This is a genomic window from Mesocryomonas lacus (assembly GCF_055730105.2).
Window position 1 is genome coordinate 664,156 of the sequence record NZ_JBUZWF020000001.1, and the last position, 18,062, is coordinate 682,217.

24 protein-coding genes are annotated in these 18,062 nt (G+C 64.5%); 23 read left to right on the plus strand and 1 reads right to left on the minus strand.

The window, feature by feature from the left end:
• Nucleotides 1–6: 6 nt before the first annotated feature.
• The 20 genes from ACZLZQ_RS02990 (at nucleotide 7) to ACZLZQ_RS03085 (ending at nucleotide 15,271) form a co-directional block, all read left to right on the plus strand.
• Nucleotides 7–1,719 (plus strand): phage portal protein, encoded by a 1,713-nt coding sequence (locus ACZLZQ_RS02990; RefSeq protein ID WP_472948089.1) that lies wholly within the window; start codon nucleotides 7–9, stop codon nucleotides 1,717–1,719.
• Entirely contained in the window at nucleotides 1,719–1,967 is a 249-nt protein-coding gene (locus ACZLZQ_RS02995) for a hypothetical protein (RefSeq protein WP_472948090.1), read from the plus strand. Before ACZLZQ_RS02990 ends, ACZLZQ_RS02995 begins: the two co-directional genes overlap by 1 nt.
• Nucleotides 1,968–1,980: 13 nt before the next feature.
• Nucleotides 1,981–3,054 carry a head maturation protease, ClpP-related gene (locus ACZLZQ_RS03000; protein WP_472948091.1) on the plus strand — a complete coding sequence of 358 codons (1,074 nt, stop codon included), beginning with the start codon at nucleotides 1,981–1,983 and terminating at the stop codon, nucleotides 3,052–3,054.
• A 36-nt stretch (nucleotides 3,055–3,090) separates the two neighbouring features.
• Nucleotides 3,091–3,465 carry a head decoration protein gene (locus ACZLZQ_RS03005; RefSeq protein WP_472948092.1) on the plus strand — a complete coding sequence of 125 codons (375 nt, stop codon included), beginning with the start codon at nucleotides 3,091–3,093 and terminating at the stop codon, nucleotides 3,463–3,465.
• 28 nt (nucleotides 3,466–3,493) lie between these two features.
• On the plus strand, nucleotides 3,494–4,522 hold the full coding sequence (locus tag ACZLZQ_RS03010; RefSeq protein WP_472948093.1) for a major capsid protein: 1,029 nt from the start codon (nucleotides 3,494–3,496) through the stop codon (nucleotides 4,520–4,522).
• Complete coding sequence (locus ACZLZQ_RS03015; protein WP_472948094.1) at nucleotides 4,522–4,719, plus strand: hypothetical protein; 198 nt, start codon at nucleotides 4,522–4,524, stop codon at nucleotides 4,717–4,719. Before ACZLZQ_RS03010 ends, ACZLZQ_RS03015 begins: the two co-directional genes overlap by 1 nt.
• A 22-nt stretch (nucleotides 4,720–4,741) precedes the next feature.
• Nucleotides 4,742–5,140: a hypothetical protein gene (locus ACZLZQ_RS03020; protein ID WP_472948095.1), complete on the plus strand. Its 399-nt coding sequence runs from the start codon at nucleotides 4,742–4,744 to the stop codon at nucleotides 5,138–5,140.
• Nucleotides 5,137–5,895, plus strand: a complete 759-nt coding sequence (locus tag ACZLZQ_RS03025) for a hypothetical protein (protein ID WP_472948096.1) — start codon at nucleotides 5,137–5,139, stop codon at nucleotides 5,893–5,895. Before ACZLZQ_RS03020 ends, ACZLZQ_RS03025 begins: the two co-directional genes overlap by 4 nt.
• Before the next feature lie 3 nt (nucleotides 5,896–5,898).
• Nucleotides 5,899–6,393, plus strand: coding sequence for a phage baseplate assembly protein V (locus ACZLZQ_RS03030; protein WP_472948097.1), 495 nt, complete (start codon nucleotides 5,899–5,901; stop codon nucleotides 6,391–6,393).
• A complete protein-coding gene (locus ACZLZQ_RS03035; RefSeq protein ID WP_472948098.1) occupies nucleotides 6,393–6,656 on the plus strand; it encodes a PAAR domain-containing protein in 264 nt (87 codons plus the stop codon). The genes ACZLZQ_RS03030 and ACZLZQ_RS03035 overlap by 1 nt, the downstream gene beginning before the upstream one ends.
• A 13-nt stretch (nucleotides 6,657–6,669) precedes the next feature.
• Nucleotides 6,670–6,870 carry a hypothetical protein gene (locus ACZLZQ_RS03040; RefSeq protein ID WP_472948099.1) on the plus strand — a complete coding sequence of 67 codons (201 nt, stop codon included), beginning with the start codon at nucleotides 6,670–6,672 and terminating at the stop codon, nucleotides 6,868–6,870.
• A gap of 63 nt (nucleotides 6,871–6,933) precedes the next feature.
• A complete protein-coding gene (locus tag ACZLZQ_RS03045; protein WP_472948100.1) occupies nucleotides 6,934–7,263 on the plus strand; it encodes a GPW/gp25 family protein in 330 nt (109 codons plus the stop codon).
• On the plus strand, nucleotides 7,260–8,120 hold the full coding sequence (locus ACZLZQ_RS03050; protein ID WP_472948101.1) for a hypothetical protein: 861 nt from the start codon (nucleotides 7,260–7,262) through the stop codon (nucleotides 8,118–8,120). Before ACZLZQ_RS03045 ends, ACZLZQ_RS03050 begins: the two co-directional genes overlap by 4 nt.
• Nucleotides 8,117–9,049 (plus strand): phage tail protein, encoded by a 933-nt coding sequence (locus ACZLZQ_RS03055; protein ID WP_472948102.1) that lies wholly within the window; start codon nucleotides 8,117–8,119, stop codon nucleotides 9,047–9,049. The genes ACZLZQ_RS03050 and ACZLZQ_RS03055 overlap by 4 nt, the downstream gene beginning before the upstream one ends.
• A gap of 8 nt (nucleotides 9,050–9,057) precedes the next feature.
• On the plus strand, nucleotides 9,058–9,564 hold the full coding sequence (locus tag ACZLZQ_RS03060) for a BW3TFN family phage tail fiber component (protein WP_472948103.1): 507 nt from the start codon (nucleotides 9,058–9,060) through the stop codon (nucleotides 9,562–9,564).
• A 2-nt stretch (nucleotides 9,565–9,566) separates the two neighbouring features.
• Complete coding sequence (locus ACZLZQ_RS03065) at nucleotides 9,567–12,824, plus strand: DUF4815 domain-containing protein (RefSeq protein WP_472948104.1); 3,258 nt, start codon at nucleotides 9,567–9,569, stop codon at nucleotides 12,822–12,824.
• Between the two features lie 3 nt (nucleotides 12,825–12,827).
• A complete protein-coding gene (locus tag ACZLZQ_RS03070) occupies nucleotides 12,828–13,433 on the plus strand; it encodes a hypothetical protein (protein ID WP_472948105.1) in 606 nt (201 codons plus the stop codon).
• Nucleotide 13,434: 1 nt separating this feature from the next.
• Nucleotides 13,435–13,842, plus strand: coding sequence for a hypothetical protein (locus ACZLZQ_RS03075; protein WP_472948106.1), 408 nt, complete (start codon nucleotides 13,435–13,437; stop codon nucleotides 13,840–13,842).
• A gap of 140 nt (nucleotides 13,843–13,982) precedes the next feature.
• The gene (locus tag ACZLZQ_RS03080; protein WP_472948433.1) at nucleotides 13,983–14,651 is read left to right on the plus strand and encodes a glycine-rich domain-containing protein; all 669 of its coding nucleotides are present in this window, start codon (nucleotides 13,983–13,985) and stop codon (nucleotides 14,649–14,651) included.
• On the plus strand, nucleotides 14,648–15,271 hold the full coding sequence (locus ACZLZQ_RS03085) for a hypothetical protein (RefSeq protein ID WP_472948107.1): 624 nt from the start codon (nucleotides 14,648–14,650) through the stop codon (nucleotides 15,269–15,271). The genes ACZLZQ_RS03080 and ACZLZQ_RS03085 overlap by 4 nt, the downstream gene beginning before the upstream one ends.
• A gap of 6 nt (nucleotides 15,272–15,277) precedes the next feature.
• Here the strand turns inward: ACZLZQ_RS03085 and ACZLZQ_RS03090 are convergent, their stop codons facing one another.
• Complete coding sequence (locus ACZLZQ_RS03090; RefSeq protein ID WP_472948109.1) at nucleotides 15,278–15,454, minus strand: hypothetical protein; 177 nt, start codon at nucleotides 15,452–15,454, stop codon at nucleotides 15,278–15,280.
• Between the two features lie 181 nt (nucleotides 15,455–15,635).
• Here ACZLZQ_RS03090 and ACZLZQ_RS03095 point away from each other — a divergent pair, with 181 nt between their 5' ends.
• From ACZLZQ_RS03095 to ACZLZQ_RS03105, 3 genes are all read left to right on the plus strand, one after another.
• Entirely contained in the window at nucleotides 15,636–17,063 is a 1,428-nt protein-coding gene (locus ACZLZQ_RS03095) for a phage tail sheath protein (RefSeq protein WP_472948110.1), read from the plus strand.
• Nucleotides 17,064–17,131: 68 nt separating this feature from the next.
• Nucleotides 17,132–17,647, plus strand: coding sequence for a phage major tail tube protein (locus tag ACZLZQ_RS03100; RefSeq protein WP_472948111.1), 516 nt, complete (start codon nucleotides 17,132–17,134; stop codon nucleotides 17,645–17,647).
• Between the two features lie 73 nt (nucleotides 17,648–17,720).
• Nucleotides 17,721–18,011, plus strand: coding sequence for a phage tail assembly protein (locus tag ACZLZQ_RS03105; protein ID WP_472948112.1), 291 nt, complete (start codon nucleotides 17,721–17,723; stop codon nucleotides 18,009–18,011).
• Nucleotides 18,012–18,062 lie beyond the last annotated feature (51 nt).

An 18,062-nucleotide genomic window follows, 5' to 3' on the forward strand; every position in this document is an offset into this window, starting at 1 on the left:
TGAAGAATGGCCGCTGAGAAGCCGCGATATCGGGTGAAGGCGGGAGCCGTCGCGCTCTCGCCAACCCCGCCATCGGCGGCCTTGGCTGCCACAGCGAACGTCGCGAAGGCGACAATGCGGCATCTGCGCCCGGATCGCACCGGCCTACTGAACATGCGCCGCGCTATCACACGCGACGCGAAGGTCGACGTCTTCGAGGCCGCGGAACGTGCGTCGGCTCTCGCGCTGGACTTCATCCACAATTCCGGGTGGATCTCCGGCGCCGTCACCCAGATCGTTTGCGACACGATCGGCGTCGAGCTGAAGCTGAACTGCCAGGCGAAGCTGAAACAGTTCGGCTACACGGACAAGCAGGCGAACGACTGGTGCCGCAATGTCGAGGCCGCGTGGCTGAAATGGGCCTGGAACCCGAAGGAGTGCGACCTCGCCGGCGAGATGACGATCGCCGAGATGGCGGACGCCATCTTGAGATCCTTCCTCGCCTACGGCGAAGGCTTCGGGATCTTCGACCACTTCACAGTTCGCCGGCGCCGGCAGTACCAGGTCACCACCGGCATCAAGGTTTCGCTGGTCGCGCCTCACCGATGCCCGCGGGTCTCGCGCGAAGCGGAGGGACTGGACGGCGGGGTCATCCGGGACAGTATCCGGCGGCCGCAGGCATACCGGTTCCGCCGGCGCGAAGACGGCTTCGAGCGCGATCACGATGTGCCGGCCGCCGACGTCGTCCATGTCATGGACCGTGGTGAACATCTGAACGCGGGACGTGGCATCAGCCCGTTGACCCCCATCCTGAAGGTCGCCGCGCAGGCCGACCAGCTGGCCGATGCAACCTTGGCTGTCGCGTTGATGCAGCAGGCGTTCGCAGCGATCGTCAAAAGCCCTGAGGCAAGCAAGGAGGCCTTCGAGGCATTCCAGACGCTGGACGAGACCGATCCGCCGGAAGGGTATGAACCCGAAGACTGGTCGGAGCTGGTGTCGGGTGTCCGCGGCGACATGGTTGAGGTCTGGTCACAGCGCTTCGCTTCTCTGAAGTCTGGCAGCCTTTCTCTGACTGACCCCGCCCGGATTGCCCATCTTGGGCCCGGCGAAGAGCTTGAGATGGTCACCGCCTCGGCGCCACAGAACAACTACACCGCGTTCAAGCAGGATCTGCAGCGGGAGATGGCGCGCTGTATCGGCGTTACCTTCGAAAGCTTCACAGGCGACCATTCGAGCGCGAACTATTCGTCGGTCCGGATGGCAGTGGCAAGCATCTGGCCGGTGGTGACGCGTCGGCGGCAGCGTGTGGTGGCGCCGTTCTACCAGGGCTCCTACGAGCAATGGCTGGAGGAAAGCATCTACGAGGGTCGCATCCCTTTCAAGGGCGGCTACCGAGCCTTCGCTCGTGACCCTGAAGCGGTGTTCCAGGCTGAGTTTCAGGGGCCGGAACGGCCGTCCGCTGACCCCTATAAGGACTCCCTCGCCTCCAAGATCCTCATGGAGCTCAACCTCACCTCGCATGCGGACGAAGCCATAGCTCGCGGCAAGAACCCGCAGGAACTGCTGACCCAGATCGGTCGTGAGATTCGGGCGATGGAAGCGGCGAAGATTCCCGTCCCGTTCGGCCGTACGCAAGGCGGCGGAGCGGGCGTGAACGGGGCGGCCGCTGACGGCCGGCGCGAGCCACCAAAGGACGAGCCGACAGCGAAGGTGAAACGCGGGCGAGAAGGGAGCGCCTGATGTCTGACACGCCGTCCCCTGCCCCGATCGACTGGTGCGCCCGGGTAGAACGTCTGCGCGAGATCGAATTCGCCCGCTTGTCCGGGGAGAGCGTCGAGGAGACGCGCTTCGATCGCGACATGGTGCGCTTCGTGAAGGTTTCGGCCAACGAGCTGGCGGCCGCGATCCAATACGCCGAGCGCATGTGCGCGAAATCACAGGGCAAGCGGACTCGCTACGCGATGTCTGCGAGAGCCCGGCCCTACTGATCAGGATCCTCGAATGGCTGCCATTCTGAAAGACGGTGAGCTGACCCTCACCGGCGACGTCGGTGACTTCTTTTTCGGCGACTGCTTCACCTATGCGGACGTCGTCGTTGCACTTGCCGAGATCGAGGATGACTCCCTCCTGACCGTCTTCCTGAATTCAGGCGGCGGCATCGCGACTGAGGGCGCCGCGATCCACGCGTCGCTTTCGGCGCGCGCCGGCACCACGAACATCGTCGTGAATGGCATCGCAGCCTCCGCGGCATCGCTGATCGCGATGGCGGGCGAAAGGGTCACCATGTCGCCCGGCGCCGTGATGATGATCCACGATCCGAGCGCCTTCACCTTCGGCACGTCCGACGACCACACGAAGACGATCAAGGGCCTCGAGGCTCTCGCGACGGCCTATGCCCGCGTCTACGCCGACAAGTCGGGCAAAACCATCGACGAGTGCCGCGACCTGATGAAGGAAGAGGTCTGGCTCACACCGGAGGAGGCGATCGCGAACGGCTTCGCCGACGCGACTGAGTCCGGCGAAACGCACGCCGTGGCCGCCTTCGACTACCGCGCCTATGCGCACGCGCCGAAGAAGCTCGCTCAGCTGGCGAAACGCAAGAACTGGTCTCTCCCAGAGGCCAAGGAGCGGTCCACCCCGACCGCCAATTTCAACCGTCAACCCGAGGAGATCCAGATGACGGACAAAGAACGAGCCGAAAAGGCGGAAGCCGACCTGGCCGCGCTGCGCGCTCAGATGAGCACCTCGGCCACTGCTGTCGACCAGGCCGTACAGGCTGATCGTGATCGCCGCGTCTCGATCATGGCGCTGCCGGAGGCGCAGGGCCGCGAGAGCTTGGCCGAGCACCTCTACAACACTGGCAGCTCGGTCGACGCCGCGAAGGCGACCCTCGCCGCGTCACCAGTGGCCGTCGCTCCGGAAGCCCAGCAGGGCAGCGAGACCGAGGCGGAAATCTTCGAGCGCCGTCGCCTCAATGGCGAGGGTCTCGGCGGCAAGCCGCAGACCATGAAGAAGGGTGACCGCACCCTTCTCACCGCAACCGTCGAAAAGGCCAACGCGCGCCTGAAGCGCTGATAAGCGCGCCGCCAGCGCCGACAGGAGATCGCTGAAATGTCGAACATTCTGACCGAGGACCGCCGGAATGCGGCCCACTACATCGTCTCCGAAGCCGCAGGATACCGCTCTCGCGAGCAGGCGATGATCGCTTCCGGCGCCGGCAAGCTGATTGCCGGCGCCGTGCTCGGCCGCGTCACCGCCACGAAGAAGTTCGTGGCTTTCGACGCAACTGCCAACGACGGCAGCCAGGTGGCTGCGGCCATCCTCTTCGAGGGTTGCGATGCGACCTCAAAGGACGTTCGCCGCACCATCTCCGCCCGGGACTCCGAGATCCAGGCGGCTGTGCTCGTCTGGAAAACAGGCGTCACCGACAACCAGAAAACCGCCGCGCTCGCCTCCCTGGCCGCGCTGGGCCTTGTCGCCCGCTAACCGCTCGCCAGAAGGAGGAGCACGGAAAATGGCTCTCGTAACTGATATCTTCACCGCCAATGGCTGGGGCGTGATCGAATTCCACGAGGACATCGTGGAGCGGGTCGAATTCCTGCCGCAGCTGCTGGGTTCCCTCGGCCTCTTCGAGCCGATCTATTCGCGTTCGCGGACGATCGCCATTGCCGATCGCAACCGCACCCTGACGATGATCCCGACCTCGGAAATGGGCGCTCCGCTCGAGGAACTGATCCCGCAGGGCTCGCGCCTCCGCAAGTTCGATGCCGTCCGCCTCGCCAAAGGGTCGACGGTCTATGCGATCGAGCTTGCCGGCGTCCTGTCGCTACCGCTCGAGATGCAGACCAAAGACATCGTCGAGGAGGTCACCGATCGCTCCGGCCAGATCAAGCAGGATCTGGAGCTGACGCACGAGCACATGCGCTTCGGCGCCATCATGGGCAAGGTCGTCGACGCCGATGGCGTCACCGTGCTGCACGATTGGTATGCCGAGTGGGGCATCGAGGTGCCGGACGAGATCAATTTCCAGTTGACCACCGCCGGAACCGACGTCCGCAAGAAATGCCGTGACGTGAAGCGGGTCATGCAGAAGGCCGCCAAGGGCGTCTGGACACCCCGTACGCGGGTCTACGCCCTCGTCGGCGACACCTTCTTCGACCTCTTGGTCAACCATCCGTCGCTGAAGGAGACGAAGCTCGGCACCGACCGCGCGGCCGAGCTGGAGAACATCGAAGGCTACTCGGCCGTCACGATCGAGGGCATCACCTTCGTGAACTACCAGGGCACCGACGACGGCACCACGCTGGCGATCGGCAGCGATAAGGCCCGGTTCTTCCCCGTCAACGCGCGCGGCGCTTTCAAGGTTGGCTGGGCGCCGGCGTCTGAGTTCAAGCCCTACGTCAACCAGCGCGGTCGCGAGTACTATGGGCTGCTGCTGGAGGACAAGTCCGGCCGTGACGAGTGGGACCGGGTGGAAGTCTACAGCTATCCCCTGTTCATCTGCACGCGTCCGGAGATGCTTCGCCAAGCGAGGTCAAGCTGATGGCGGGCAAGATCGCCCCGGAGCCCGGCTTCTACGCTGGGCAGTTCCGGAAGGCTGGTCAGGGGTATGTCGCCGAGGTGACGCTCGACGAGATGTCCAAGGATGAGCTGCTCGCTGAGGCCGCCGACCGTGGCATCTCGGTAAAGCCGTCGGACACGAAGGCGGAGATCATCGCCGCCCTGTCCGCGTCGGCCTGACCGGCACGACGAGATCGAACAGATGACGCCCGCCCGGTTTCACGCCATCCGAGACCGGGCGGTCGCCGCCGTCGACCGCACCTTTGCCGAGCCGGTCGTCGTTCGCCCCCAGTGCGCCGGCAACCAGTACAAGCCATCCGGTGACGATCCCGATCGACCAGAATTCCAGATCGAGGCGATCCTGCGCACTCAGACAGGATCAGAGGACGCAGGCGGCGAAGGCAAGCGCTCCTGGAACACGTTCCTGCCGAACGGCCTGATCCTGCTCTCGATCGACATCGCCACATGGTCGGATGCTCGGACGATCAGAGCAGGCGACATCATCCGCGCCGTCGCCCGTGCCGGCGCCCCAGAATTCACCGTCCAGCAGCCGGACCCGACCACGGGGAACCGGCTCGACTTGAGATTGACCGCACGATGAGCCTTGCGCGCCTCGCTACCCAGCTGTGCGCCGTGCAGGCGCTGCGCCATCGCACTGCGGCCGGCGACAACATTCGCGACAGCGAGACCGGGCTGATTAACCTCGATGCCGACGGCAACATTGAGACCAGCGAGCAGCGGCCCTTCGTCAACGTCTTCTGCGATGATGTCACCGGCAACGAGGGCGACAGCCTCCTCGGCCGCGGGCAGCTGACGATGGCGTTTCAGTTCGGCGTGACAGGGTCGATGCCGCTGTTGACCGCCGACGGCAGCTACATCGTCGACGCGGAGAGTGGCGAGATCGTCGTCGCGGATCTGGAGAAGCCGTCCGACGCCGGCATCAACATCATCGTGGAGACGATCGAGCGGCAGATCATTGTCGCCCTCGTCGATCCGCTGAACCCTTGGGCTGTCCTCTGGAATCGATTCTTCAGTGGCCCGTTCAAGAAGCAGAGCGAGCGCGGCGCATCGGCAAAGAATGGCGTGCGCTTCGGTGCGCGCAGCCTGAAGATCACAGGTACCCTCCTTGCGGATCCTGTCTTCGGCAGCGAGGTGCGCTCGAAATCAGCTTGGGCAGACTTTCTGGCGGCGCTGTCAGGCTCGCAGATCGAACATCTGCTGCCGTCCTTCGAGCAGCTGCTCGGCGTCGGCTCGCCCGCGGCCGACCACATCCTGATCGCCCGGCGACACGGCCAGACCTCCGCCGAGGCGGCAGCGCTGGGCTACGCGCCCGCGTTCGTCGCGGGATCTGACTGATCGATGTCCACGATCCCCGATGATCTCCCCAGCCAGGTCGTCTGGCTGGTCAGGGAAATGGCGGAGATGAAGCGGCGCGAGCGCAACCGGTCGCGAGATGGCGTCGTCGTCGAGGCGAAGCCTGCGGAAGGACTCTACAAAGTCCGGTTCAGGGAGGCGGATGGCGACCAGCCGGCATTCGACAGCCCTTGGCTTCGCGTCGAGGCGCTCTCGACCGGTACCGTAAAGATCCAGGGCGAGCCGGTCGTCGGCCAGCCCGTTCGGGTACGATCTGAAAGCGGCGACCTGACTGACGCGACGATCTCGCTCTCTTCGTTCTCCGATGACCAGGCGCGGCCGCACGACAAAAACGGCGAGCTGAAAATCACCGTCTCCGATGGCGCCTACAGCCAGTTGCTGGCGACGGACGGCTCGGAGACGACGAAGGCGAAGTCCCGCAGGCACGAGACCGAGGGCGACGTCGAGTTCGTGACCAGCGGCATCGTTCGGTTCTCCTGATGCCGTTGGCCGTTGCAACGCTCGGTGACGGCGCCAGCCACCCGGGCAGCATCACCTCGTCATGCTCGCGGCACTACGCGAACAACGGCGCGCTCATCGCGCGCCAGTTCGACACCTTCACTTGCCAGATCCACGGCCCGAACCCGATCCTCGGCAACGTCTCGCCAAAGGTCGTGGTCGAAGGCGCCATGGCGGCGCGCGATGGCTCGGTGACCGCTTGCGGCGCTGTCATCGCCGCCAGTGCCACCTCTCCCGAAGTCTGAAAAGGAACCCAGCATGGCCGAGAAGCTGAAGTACTACGTCCACATCGAGGGCTACATCCTCCAGGTCTTCAAGGAGGTCGGCGAGACGGTCGATCTGACGGCCGATCAGGCGCGCGAATTCCTTTTCGAGGAGCGCATCTCGACGGAGCCGCCGGTCACTACCGACCCGGACGATGTCGACGCCGACGCCGACGCCGACGAGACGGCCGCCTGATCCATGCCGGCGTCCGCGGGTCTCAATGCTGACACCGGCAGGCCGCTCACGGACTTCGATCACGTGCGCCAGTCGATCCGCATCATCCTGAAGACGCCGATCGGCAGCCGCATCATGCGGCGCGAGTTCGGCTCGGAGGTGATGGAGCTGATCGGCCGGCCCATGACGACGAGGGTCATCCTCGCCGTCTACGCGGCAACGGCAAACGCTCTTCGCAGATGGGAGCCGCGGTTTCACCTGCTCGGCTGCGAACTGGTGACGGTCTCCGCCGACGGTACGCTCGCGCTAAGCATCATCGGCCAGTACCTGCCGCGTGGCCACCTCGGCGACTTCACACCCGCCAACGACAACACGGTCTCGCTGATGGTGAACCTCGGGAGAGCGGCAGCGTGACCAACTTCACCACGGCCGGGCTGCCGCGGCCCGTCATCACGCCCGAGCTCGATTACGAGGCCACGATGCAGTTGCGGCTGCAGGACTTCGTCGAGCGGATGCGGGCAGCCGGTTTCGAATACGACGTCGATACGATGGAGACCGACCCGGCGGTGATCGCGGTGGAGGCTGCAGCCTATGCCGACACCTATTACGTCGCCCGTCTGAACGACATGGCGCGGGTCGTCCTGTCGCCGTCTTTCGCCCGTGGCAGCGACCTCGATCTCCACGCCACGAGGGCGGGCCTCGAGCGAGCCGCCGGCGAAGGCGACGCGGCGCTTTTCGAACGCATCCGCCTGGCCTCCAAGGGCAAGAGCGCGGCTGGGCCCGACGACTATTACAAGTCGGAAGCCCGAAACACGGATGCCCGGGTGCGCGACGTCGCCGTGACGGCCGAGACGCGCAATGCCTCGGAGCGCGTGCTGATCGTCTCGATCCTGACGAACGACAATGGCGGCGAGGCGAGCCCCGATTTGATCGATGCCCTGACCGTGGCGCTGAACGATCCATCATTCCGATCGAGAAACATGACGGTTGAGGTGGTGCCCGCGATCATCACCACGAAGGACATTGCTGCGAGGGTCTACCTCTACCCTCAGGCAACACAGCTCACCGACGGCGCGCTGGCGCTGCGCACCGCCTACGCGGCGGACCAGAGGCTCGGCTTCGACATCACCCGCTCGTACGCTGAGAAGCATCTTCATCAGGTCGGCGCGCAGCGCGTCGAATTGGTCGGGTTCACCGACACTGAGGCCGCCTACAATGAGGCCATCCGGCTCGGCAACGTCACGATCACATACGAGCGGCTGACGTCGTGAGCGCCGCCCTTCTGCCGGGGGACAGCGACGCCTACACGCAGGCGCTGGCATACACCTTCGACACCTTCAGGCGTTGGGCGTACCCGATCGCCACGGTGAAGGACTATGGCATCACGGTGGTGCCGGACGACTGGGTGCCCTGGTTCATCTACGACCTCGGCCTCGAGGATGTGATCCCCTACGTCCGCGACTATCGACGCGTCCTTGCCGAGGGCCCGGAATGGCAGCGGACAAGGGGCACGCCGCGCGGCATCGAGATCGGGATCGGATGGGTTCAGAGCGCTGGCATCGTCGCCCCCCCGGACGGCCGTCACGACTGGTGGAAATTCCAGGTCGGGTTCATCGACCCGCCCGAAGACCTCGCGCAAATCCAGCAGTTGGCCGGCGTGATCAAACTTTCGGCGGCCGCCGAGGACGATCTCTTCCGCATGTTCTCGCCGGATTACGACTTCCGACCCGTCCGCATGGACAGGCATCGCGCTGACGGCGCCAGCTGGTACGACGGCTATTCCGGCACACCACGCTGGGATGGCGGCCCGCTGATTTCGTTCGGGCGCAACGCCACGATGGGCACGGACCTTGGCGTATCGATCGATAGCTCCGCCTTCATCGTCTCCACCCGCGAGAGACGCTGGTTCGAGTCCTTCCGCTACGACGACGACGACACGAGGACCGGTAAGAGACAGATCATCAGCGCCTCGATCGAGCTGGATCTGAATGCCGACTTCGCGAGACCCGACGACGTCTGGCCTGACGACTACCCGAACGGCGCCTGGTCCGCCGACAACGGTCCGCGGACCATCCAGCAACGTGGCATCCGCTACGAGGATCCTGGGCAGATCGCGAGCCGTCCTGACTACTGGCCCGACGGGTATCCCGTGGGCACCTGGGCCGCTGGCGAAGAGCCGTCGGTGGTCCCGATCCCATAGGAGCCTGCATGAGCAGCGACGTCATTCCCACCAGCGGCCGCATCGTCATGGCGCAGGCCGTCTCAGCCTTGCCGTTCCTGTTTGCCCTGTCGAGCGGCGACCCGGCGTGGGACGGACAGCACGGCGGACTGAACCCGCCCACGCCGAGCCTTGGCGCCACCGACGTCTTGAACGTCTTCGGCTATGCCCGGCCGACGATCGTCGATTTCATCAAAGAGGATCCGAACGGGCAGATCGTTTCCTCGTCCGGGGCCAAATACTCCGTCAGCGACACCCCGACGCGGTACATGCGCGTCCGCCTCTCGATCCCGCTCGGCAGTTTCACCGGACCAACGCTTCGTGAGATCGGGCTCTTCGCTTTCCCCGAGATCGATCCGTCGGTGCCTCCCGGCGCCAGGACGATACCGCCAGAAGATGTGCTCGATGCCGGCACGCTTCTGAACATTCACTGGCGCGAGCCGGTGCCTCTCGAAGCCGGAGACAGCTTCGCCCAAAACTTCTACGTGAGGTTCTGAAGATGGCGTTTTACAATCGCTACAACCCTCTGAAGCGGTTCGCCAGATTCCTGTTTGCTGACCACCAGTTCGTAGAGACGGGCGAGTGGAACGAGATGGAGTCCCTCCGCGAGGAGATGGACGGCAAGATCGGCGACAACGTCTTCGGTGCGATCAGCTTGCGCTCCGGTGGCAGCGTTGTCATCGACGCGATCGCCGGCACGGTGCTGATCTCCGAGTCCGTCGTCTGGGCCGGCGGCTACTTCCAGACGGTGCCCGAACGCACGCTGACTGGCGTTCCAATGATTGGCACCGTGTCGATCGGCGTCGCTGTCGACGCAGTCATCGTCACCGGGATCGACGATCCAGATCTTCTGGGAATCGTGCCGGGCTCGGAAAGCCAAGGTGAATTGCTCGCCTCGCGCATCCGCTACGATGCCCGTTGGGCTACGTCCGGAGACCCGTTCTACCCGGTCTTCACCCTCATCGACGGGTTGCTCCGTAACGAGGTAGCCACCCCCCAGAACAACGGGGCCGAGCTAGCGGTCGAGCGGCACATCCTCGAGACGCATGGCTCGCACATCGTTGACGGCTTCCGCGTTCTCGCCGGCGGCTACAACTCGGTGACCAACGAACAGACGCTGATTATCGGCGCCGGCACGTTGCGGGCTTATGGCCGCCGCGTCGCGCGCGTGCAGGATCAGCGGTACAGCAAGACCGAAACCCCGACGCTTATTCAGGTGAACGGCGAGGCTCACGTCTACCCGGTCGGCGGTCTCGTGCCCGTCAACAATGGCCCGATCGATTCCGTACAGACGGCTATTGTCGTCAAGGAAGTCGTTCGAACCGTCACGCATCAGCTGGCCGGCGGTAAGGACAATCTTCCCGATACGCCGGTCTACTCGATTGTGGCGGTCAACGCCGGTGGCGCATGGGACCCGGTCTCCCGCACGTTCACCGGCGGGGTGAACTATGCCGTTAACACCAGCTGGGTGAAGGATGGCGATGGCATCAGCTGGGCACCGGCCGGCGTCGAGCCAGCGCCCGCCACGAGCGTCACCTATGTCTATCGCTACAGCGCCACGGTCGTCCCATCGGCCATCAACCGGCAGACAATGCAGCTTGAGGCCGCTGTCGTTGGCGAGCCAGTGATCCTGTCCTACCGGCACAAGCTGCCGCGGATCGACATCCTGGCGATCGACCTTGACGGCAACGTCGTCTACATCGAGGGCATCTCCTCGAAGTATGGCGCCACGCCACCTCCGGTTCCTGAGCCGCTGGCCCCGCTGGCGCGCATCAACAACCAGTGGGGGATCGACCCCATCATTGAGGACATCGATCAGCGCAAGCTGACCGAGGCAGAAGTCCGTGGGCTGCTGCGCACCGTTCTCGACATGCAGGACCGCCTCAGCCTGGTAGAGCTGCAGAAGGATGCGCAGGAGCGGGACCCATCTTCGGTGAAGGGCTCATTCGTCGACCCGTTCACCTCGGACAACCAGCGCGATCTGGGCCTTGTCCAGAACGCGGCGATCGTCGGCGGCATTCTGCAGCTACCGATCGAGGTTACGGCGATGGCTCTCGACGTCGGCCGTACTGCGATCACGCTGCCCTTCGTTACCGAGGCGGTGCAGTCGCAGCCCTTCCGGACACTCAGCCGGAAGATCAACAAGTACCTGAACTTCATTCCGCTACCGGCCATTGTGGAGATCATGCCGGCGGTCGACCGCTGGAACATCACGAACTCCTCGACGATCAGCCAAGCGACGTCGTCTTTCGTCCAGGTAAATTCCTACCGACCAGACCTGGTGGGCACGGATCTCTATGGAACGACCAGTCTGTCGTCGTCATCTTCGACGTCAATACAGCTGACCTCGTCGACGCAAAGGCCTGTCGATTTCCTGCGGCAGATTACGGTCAAGTTCTCGATGTCGAGGATGGGGCCGGGTGAGAACCTCGCAGCTCTAACCTTCGACGGCGTCAACGTCATGCCCAGCGTGACGGGCACGAAGAAAGCGAATGCGCAGGGCATCATGACCGGCGTGTTCACGATCCCGCCCAACATCCGCGCCGGTACCAAGCCGGTCGTGATTACGGGCGATGGTGGATCTCGAGGCGAGACCTCGTTCACCGGCCAAGGGACAATCACCACTCAGGTCTATACGCAGACGACCAACACCATCACGGTGGCCACCACCATCGATCCGGTGGCGCAGTCGTTCGCACTGGACGAGGCTCGGCAGATGACCGGCGCGCATGTGGAGTTCACAGCCCGAGGCAACCCCGCCAACCCGGTCATCCTGGAACTGCGCGAGATGGAAGGCGCCCTGCCGTCCGTCGAGTGCATCGGCGAGGGCATCACGCCCGGGACGTTCACGATTGGCAACCCAGCAGTGGACACTCCGGCCAACTGGACGGAGATCAATCTCCGGTTCCCGGTCTTGGTCGAGGCAGGGAAGTTCCATGCCATCGCTCTGCTGACGGACGACGCGGACCATTCCGTGGCCGTCGCACAGCTGGGCGACCAGACAGACCCAACGCAGGCCCGCGGCTACGATCCGCGCAAGAAGGACTGGGTCCGCCGGAACCCGGCCGGCGGCGACTTTTTCGACGGATCGAACGGCGTCTCCTGGCTCGTCGCCCCCGACACAGATCTCACCTACGAAATCATGGCGGCGCGCTACACCTCGCTCACGCGGGTTTTCCCGCTGGGGACCTTCGTCCTAGCCGACATCAATGCCCTCGGCATTTCGGACGTGATGGTTCTCCTGATCGCTCAACTGCCGAGCGCGACTTGCAAGGTCCAGATCGAGATGGTCCGGGCGACCGGTGAGGTCCTGGCGTTCGAGCCGAACTCCCGCCTTCAGCTGGACTCCTACCTGACTGAGACGGTCCAGCTGCGCATGGTGCTGATGGGGACGGAGAAGCTCTCCCCCATCGTTATGCCGGAGTGCCAGGTGCTGTGGGGCCATCTCGCATCGGAGGCGACGTACATCTCCGAGGCGAACACGATCAGCCTGACCAACGGCAGCGCGAAGATCCGGACCGTCATCGACGTGGTCACTCCTGGCGTTTCGTCGGTCGCGGTTGACGTCGGCGGGGTTGGGTCATGGATCCAGCAGGCGGCCGTCTCGTCCATCGCTTTGGGCGATGGCTGGATCGAGCGCAGCCACATCCAGAGCAACTACGCTCAGCCGGAAGCCCGCGAGCGCATCCGGCTGTCAGGCACCCCGAAGGACCGGCCCGGTGTCCGGAAGCTTCGGTCCCGAGCAACAGAGGTCTAATCGATGCCGAACATCATCACGGTACGGCCATCGGCTGCGATCATCGAGGGCGTCACCGTTGATGATCGGACGCCTCTGGGCTTCCCCCTGCCGCACAAGGATAACTCCCCGCGGCAGGGGGACATCGATCGGCTGCGCGACGCGCTGCTGCTGATCGACATTCTCCTCCAGGTTACCCCGTCCCTGGTGGACGGGAAGCTGCCGGTCAACATTCTGCCGGCCACGGCGATCAACGACACCTTCCCGGTGTCCTCTCAGGCGCAAATGCTGGCGCTCACCGCCGAGCGCGGCGACGTCGCCGTGCGCTCCGACATTCGAAAGAGCTACATCCTCCGCGCCGAGCCGGCGACGGCGATCGGCAACTGGCAAGAGCTGCTGACGCCGACCGACGTCGTCCAGTCAGTGGCGGGTTTGGTTGGCATCATCACCGCGAGCCAGCTGAAGGGCGCTCTGTCGATCGCTATTTCGGACGTCGCCAACCTTGCCGCCGCCTTGGCCGGCAAAGCGTCTCCGGATGACGTCAATACCAGCGTCAACAGTGCTCTCGGCAACGCGACCCTCAACCCCATGCAGATCGCAATGACGATCGCCCTTTCCGGAGTTCGATAACATGGCCAAGACCTTCACGCCGCCTTTCGCTCAGTCCAAGCAGCAAGGACAGGCGATCGCAACGGCGGCCAAAGCCACCTATACCGATGCGTCTAATACGGTCCTGTTGCTCACGGCCGGCCCCGAGGGGGCGCTTCTTCGACGCATCACGGCGATTGCCCGCGCCACAGTCACGGCGACGCAGCTTCAGCTTTACCGATCGACGGACGGCGGCGCGACGCTGAACCTCTGGCGCACAAAGCTGATGCCGGCGGCTACTTTGTCGGTGACGACGGAAATGGCGGCCATCGACTTCGGTCTCGATTTCGATTTCGCCACCGGCCTCGCGGCGAACGAACGAATTTATTTCGCGATCGGCGTCGCTCTGGCGAACGGCATTGTCGCGACGGCCGAGTACGAAAACTACTGATGCGCGGGATGCCGCGCCGGCCTTCGCCGGCAATGCGAGGATGTAGCGAGAGCGGGCAACGCCCGATCGGCTCGGGGGTGCGGTCAAAGAGGCGTCGCCCCCTCGATATCTACGCCAGTGATGGCTTGTCAGTGACGATGATGAGCAGCCGGCTTGTAACATTCCAGCTTTATGGGGGCGGCGGTCCCGGCGGCGCTACAGTCAACACATATACGGCCGGCGGCGGCGGCGGCTCGGGCCAGTACGTTGAAATCCAAATTCCGGTTGTGAGAGGTGAGGTTTACTCTTGGGCTATCGGCCTCGGCGGGACCGTTGAATATGGCAATTCTGGCAATCAGGGGGGGGCCACAGCCCTTTATCGAAACCTAACGAACGTCACCCTTTTAGCGAGCGCAGCAGGCGGACTTCCTGGCCAACCTTACTCTTCTGTTAACGGCGGGAATAACGGCGGCGGTGCATCTTACACCGCGGGCGGCTACGGCGGTGGCAATGCCACTAGCGGGCAAAATGGTACAAGTTCGCTTGGCGGCGTCGGCGGCCTTGGGGGGGCAACAGATGCTTCATTCGGCGGTGGTGGTGGCGGTGGTGCCGGCGGCCCCCGGTCGATCGGCGGCGACGGCGGCATAGCCAATGCCGGGGCAGGCCAAGGTGGCGAGCACGGTAAGGGTCCAGGCGGTGGCGGCGGCGGCGCGGCGGGTCAGACCGGCGCAGGATCAACCCCGGAAACTGCCAGTCGCGCAAAGTCGGGCGTCGGCGGCACTGGTGCCAATGGGGCAGTCTTCATCATGGATACGGTGGCTTATAAATGACGAACCTCTATTCGAAGATCACCATCTCGAGCTTCGCCGCCGCACAGCCGGCGACGCTGCCGCCCGAAGTCCTCGGGCTTGCCGACGAAAGCCTCGCGGATCTATCCGCGGCGCTCAACCCGGCGCCCGAGCAGTTCGCCGGAATTGGCTTCTGGCCTGTCGATGAGATCCCGGTGGAGTTCGATCGGGCAACACAGGTCCCGGGCCCGACCTTCTCAATCAACGTCGACAAGAAGGCAAAGCGGGTGACGGCGACCCGGATCCTTCGGCGGCTGACAGATGTAGAACTCGCGTCCGTTCCGCAGATCTCCGTCCCCGATCTGTCCAAGCGGCAGTTTTACCAAGGACTCGCGACAGATTGGCGGGATGCGGAGCTGCCCATGTTCCCGGTGATATCTCAAGCCGAGGCGCTCGACGCGTTGAAGACGGGCGAGGTGCCGGGCGCCATGCAGGCGGTCATCGACGGCTTGCCGCCGGCGATGGCCTTCCCGGTGACCTCGATTGTCATCGGAGCGACGACCTACCAGCGCAGCAGTCCGCTGGTGGATAGCTTCGCGGCATCGAAGCAGATGACGGCCGCGCATGTCAGCAAGTTCTGGCAGCTGGCCAGCGGGCTTTAACGCTCGCTAGAACGCTGGAGGGCTGCCCCAATCGGTTGCCAGAAAATCAAGGACTGAAGAAAGCGCTAGCGCATCATCCGCACTTAATTCGATCTTCTGGCTCTCGCCGCTTTTCTTTTTCAGGCTCGCGGAAAGCTTTGCGGCGATCTTCGCGGCTTCGTGGGCACCGAGTTCCTGTGGCATCGTATCTCCTTCTATGACGATCCCACGTTAGTTTTTGGCTGCGGATAACGCACTAAGGAATTGCGCGACCGGCCTTTGCAAAACTGCTGCTCGGATCTTGAGTTACCAGTCTTCGTCCACCCACCTTCACCAGGGCTCGCTTGCGCGGGCCTTTTTTATTGCCCGCACGAAAGGCCCTGAAATGACCGTCCCCTTCCATCACGGCGCGCGCGCCTTCCAGAACTCGGACGAGCGGGTGCTCGTGAACATGTCGGACGGCTCTGTTGCGGGTCTCATCGGCACGGTGCCGATCGCCGACGTCTCGAAGTACACGCTGAACACGCCGATCCTCATCAAGAAGCCGAGCGAGGCGGCCGCGCTGCCGGTCGCGATGCAGGATCACATCGATTCCATCTACGACAGCGTCATCACGCAGATCGTCGTTGTGCTGGTTGCCGAGGGCGCGACCTCGGCGGAGACGATCGCCAACATCGTCGGCAGCCAGGCGCAGAAGACTGGCGTGCACGCTTTTCTAAAGGCGAGCACGATGGGCCTGCCGAAGCCCCGCATGCTTGCGGCTCCCGGCCTGACCACCACCCAGCCGACGAACGGCATCGCATCGATCGCGGTCACGACGCCCGGCGGCAGCTATGACGAGAGCAAGGTCACCGTCACGATCGGGCGCGGGGCCGGCGACACCACCGGCACCGGCGCCACGGCCAAGGCCCTCGTCGCGCAAGACGGCTCGATCAGCGCCATCGTCGTGGTAACGCCCGGCTTCGGCTACACGGCCGCCCCAACGGTCACCATCGCCAGCAACGGCACCGGCGCGGGTGCGGTCGCATCGGCCGCCGCCGGTAGCGTCATGAGCCCAGTCGTTGCCGAGTTGATCGGGGTCGCCACCAAGCTCGGCGCCATGGTGTATGCCGATGGCCCGGACGGCACCGACCAGCAGGCCGTGCAGGCGCGAAAGCTGATCGGGTCGAAGCACGTCTTCTTCGTCGATCCCCGCGGTCTCAAGTCCGTCGACGGCTTGAACGTGCCACGCCCGAGCTCGCCGGTCTTCATCGGCCACCAGGCCGCAATGGATCGCCAGTTCGGCCCGCACTATGCCGGCACCAATCTGCCGGTCAGCACCTTCGTCGCTCTGAACCGGCCGGTCTCCTACCCCGAGGACTCGGACTACCTCAACGAAAACCGGGTCAACACCATGGTGAACATGGGCGACGGCCTGCGCACCTGGGGCGTCTGGACCTGCTCGCAGGATCCGATGTGGCAGTTCGTTTCCGTCGTCCGGACTTCGCTGCTGATCAATGAAGCGCTCGAGCGGGCCTTCCTGCCGTTCGTCGGCCGTCCGATGACGCTGCAGCGTCTCGACCTCGCCGTCATGGGCGGGGGCCGCGCCCTGAAGAACTTCGAGACACGGGACGGCATGCTGCTGCCGGGATCCTCGTTCCGCCTCGCCGAGGGCAACACGCCCGAGAGCGCTGTCCAGGGCATCCTTGAGTTCGACGTCCGCTACGAGGTGCCGGCGCCGATCGTCGACCTCCGCCTGCAGGTCTTCCGCAACGTCGAGGTCGCCTACACGCTGCTGTTCAACAGCGTCACCGGCGAAGTCGCCTACCGCTAATCGGCTGGGGCGCGAGCCCCCCGACACCCCTCCCCGCCCCAGCTTTCACGCCCTTCAAGGATCGCCCCATGGCCGACCAGCGCCCCGCCTACGTCATCAAGGACGTCAACCTGTTCATCGATCAGCACACTCGCCTCGGCCAGTGCTCGGAAATCACCATCCCGGTGCTTGCCGAGAAATACGAGGAGATGCGCAATGCGGGCATGGTCAAGCCTCGCCAGGTGATGATGGGCTACGAGGCCACCACCGCGAGCTTCAAGGAAACCGCGCTCGATCCCAAGGTGCTGAAGCTGTACGGCGTCGCTCCCGGCGATGAGACGCCCATCATCGCCTACGCCTACATGGAAGATGAAGACGGCGTGGCGCATTCGGCGCGCGCCGAGCTCGTCTGCCGCATCGGCAAGGTCGATGCGGGATCCTGGGCGGCCGGTGAGAAGGCCGAGGTCACCTACGAAGAGGTGGTCAACCACTCGGGCAAGCTGTTCATCGACGATGAGGAGATCCTCGCCTGGGACGACTTCAGCGTCAGCATCGGCGGCGTGCTGCGGCAGCCCGGCCGGCGCAACGCCCTGCGCATGGTCTGACCGACCGGCCGACATGATCGCCGGCGCCTGACGCGCCGGCGCACCCCGCCATTCCCCGCCCGAGAGAGAACCAATGTCCAAGACCATCACCTTCACGCCCAGCGAGCCCATCGAGTTCAAGGGCAAGACTTACGCGACCCTCGTATTCCGCAAGCTCAAGGGCCGCGACCTCGTCGCATCGGACATGGTGAAGGGCGAGACCGCCAAGGGTTTCGCGATCTTCGCCAGCATGGCAGACGTGCCGCTGCCCGTGATCCACGAACTCGACGCCGACGACATCGAACGCCTCGGCGAAGAGATCGCCCCGCTGATGGGAAACGGTTTCAAGAAGGTGGTCGCGGAGGCGGAGGCGGAAGCCGCGTAGACGGCGGCGCCACCTACACGCTGATGATCGCAGCGATGGGCCGGTATCTCC

Bases quoted from the DNA above. Each gene is read 5' to 3' on its own strand.
- ACZLZQ_RS02990 (WP_472948089.1), top strand. From the start codon at position 7: ATGGCCGCTGAGAAGCCGCGATATCGGGTGAAGGCGGGAGCCGTCGCG.
- ACZLZQ_RS03090 (WP_472948109.1), bottom strand. From the start codon at position 15,454: ATGCCACAGGAACTCGGTGCCCACGAAGCCGCGAAGATCGCCGCAAAG.
- ACZLZQ_RS03030 (WP_472948097.1), top strand. From the start codon at position 5,899: ATGTCCACGATCCCCGATGATCTCCCCAGCCAGGTCGTCTGGCTGGTC.
- ACZLZQ_RS03060 (WP_472948103.1), top strand. From the start codon at position 9,058: ATGAGCAGCGACGTCATTCCCACCAGCGGCCGCATCGTCATGGCGCAG.
- ACZLZQ_RS03095 (WP_472948110.1), top strand. From the start codon at position 15,636: ATGACCGTCCCCTTCCATCACGGCGCGCGCGCCTTCCAGAACTCGGAC.
- ACZLZQ_RS03000 (WP_472948091.1), top strand. From the start codon at position 1,981: ATGGCTGCCATTCTGAAAGACGGTGAGCTGACCCTCACCGGCGACGTC.
- ACZLZQ_RS03040 (WP_472948099.1), top strand. From the start codon at position 6,670: ATGGCCGAGAAGCTGAAGTACTACGTCCACATCGAGGGCTACATCCTC.
- ACZLZQ_RS03070 (WP_472948105.1), top strand. From the start codon at position 12,828: ATGCCGAACATCATCACGGTACGGCCATCGGCTGCGATCATCGAGGGC.
- ACZLZQ_RS03020 (WP_472948095.1), top strand. From the start codon at position 4,742: ATGACGCCCGCCCGGTTTCACGCCATCCGAGACCGGGCGGTCGCCGCC.
- ACZLZQ_RS03065 (WP_472948104.1), top strand. From the start codon at position 9,567: ATGGCGTTTTACAATCGCTACAACCCTCTGAAGCGGTTCGCCAGATTC.
- ACZLZQ_RS03100 (WP_472948111.1), top strand. From the start codon at position 17,132: ATGGCCGACCAGCGCCCCGCCTACGTCATCAAGGACGTCAACCTGTTC.
- ACZLZQ_RS03080 (WP_472948433.1), top strand. From the start codon at position 13,983: ATGAGCAGCCGGCTTGTAACATTCCAGCTTTATGGGGGCGGCGGTCCC.
- ACZLZQ_RS03015 (WP_472948094.1), top strand. From the start codon at position 4,522: ATGGCGGGCAAGATCGCCCCGGAGCCCGGCTTCTACGCTGGGCAGTTC.
- ACZLZQ_RS02995 (WP_472948090.1), top strand. From the start codon at position 1,719: ATGTCTGACACGCCGTCCCCTGCCCCGATCGACTGGTGCGCCCGGGTA.
- ACZLZQ_RS03010 (WP_472948093.1), top strand. From the start codon at position 3,494: ATGGCTCTCGTAACTGATATCTTCACCGCCAATGGCTGGGGCGTGATC.
- ACZLZQ_RS03085 (WP_472948107.1), top strand. From the start codon at position 14,648: ATGACGAACCTCTATTCGAAGATCACCATCTCGAGCTTCGCCGCCGCA.
- ACZLZQ_RS03075 (WP_472948106.1), top strand. From the start codon at position 13,435: ATGGCCAAGACCTTCACGCCGCCTTTCGCTCAGTCCAAGCAGCAAGGA.
- ACZLZQ_RS03105 (WP_472948112.1), top strand. From the start codon at position 17,721: ATGTCCAAGACCATCACCTTCACGCCCAGCGAGCCCATCGAGTTCAAG.
- ACZLZQ_RS03035 (WP_472948098.1), top strand. From the start codon at position 6,393: ATGCCGTTGGCCGTTGCAACGCTCGGTGACGGCGCCAGCCACCCGGGC.
- ACZLZQ_RS03005 (WP_472948092.1), top strand. From the start codon at position 3,091: ATGTCGAACATTCTGACCGAGGACCGCCGGAATGCGGCCCACTACATC.
- ACZLZQ_RS03025 (WP_472948096.1), top strand. From the start codon at position 5,137: ATGAGCCTTGCGCGCCTCGCTACCCAGCTGTGCGCCGTGCAGGCGCTG.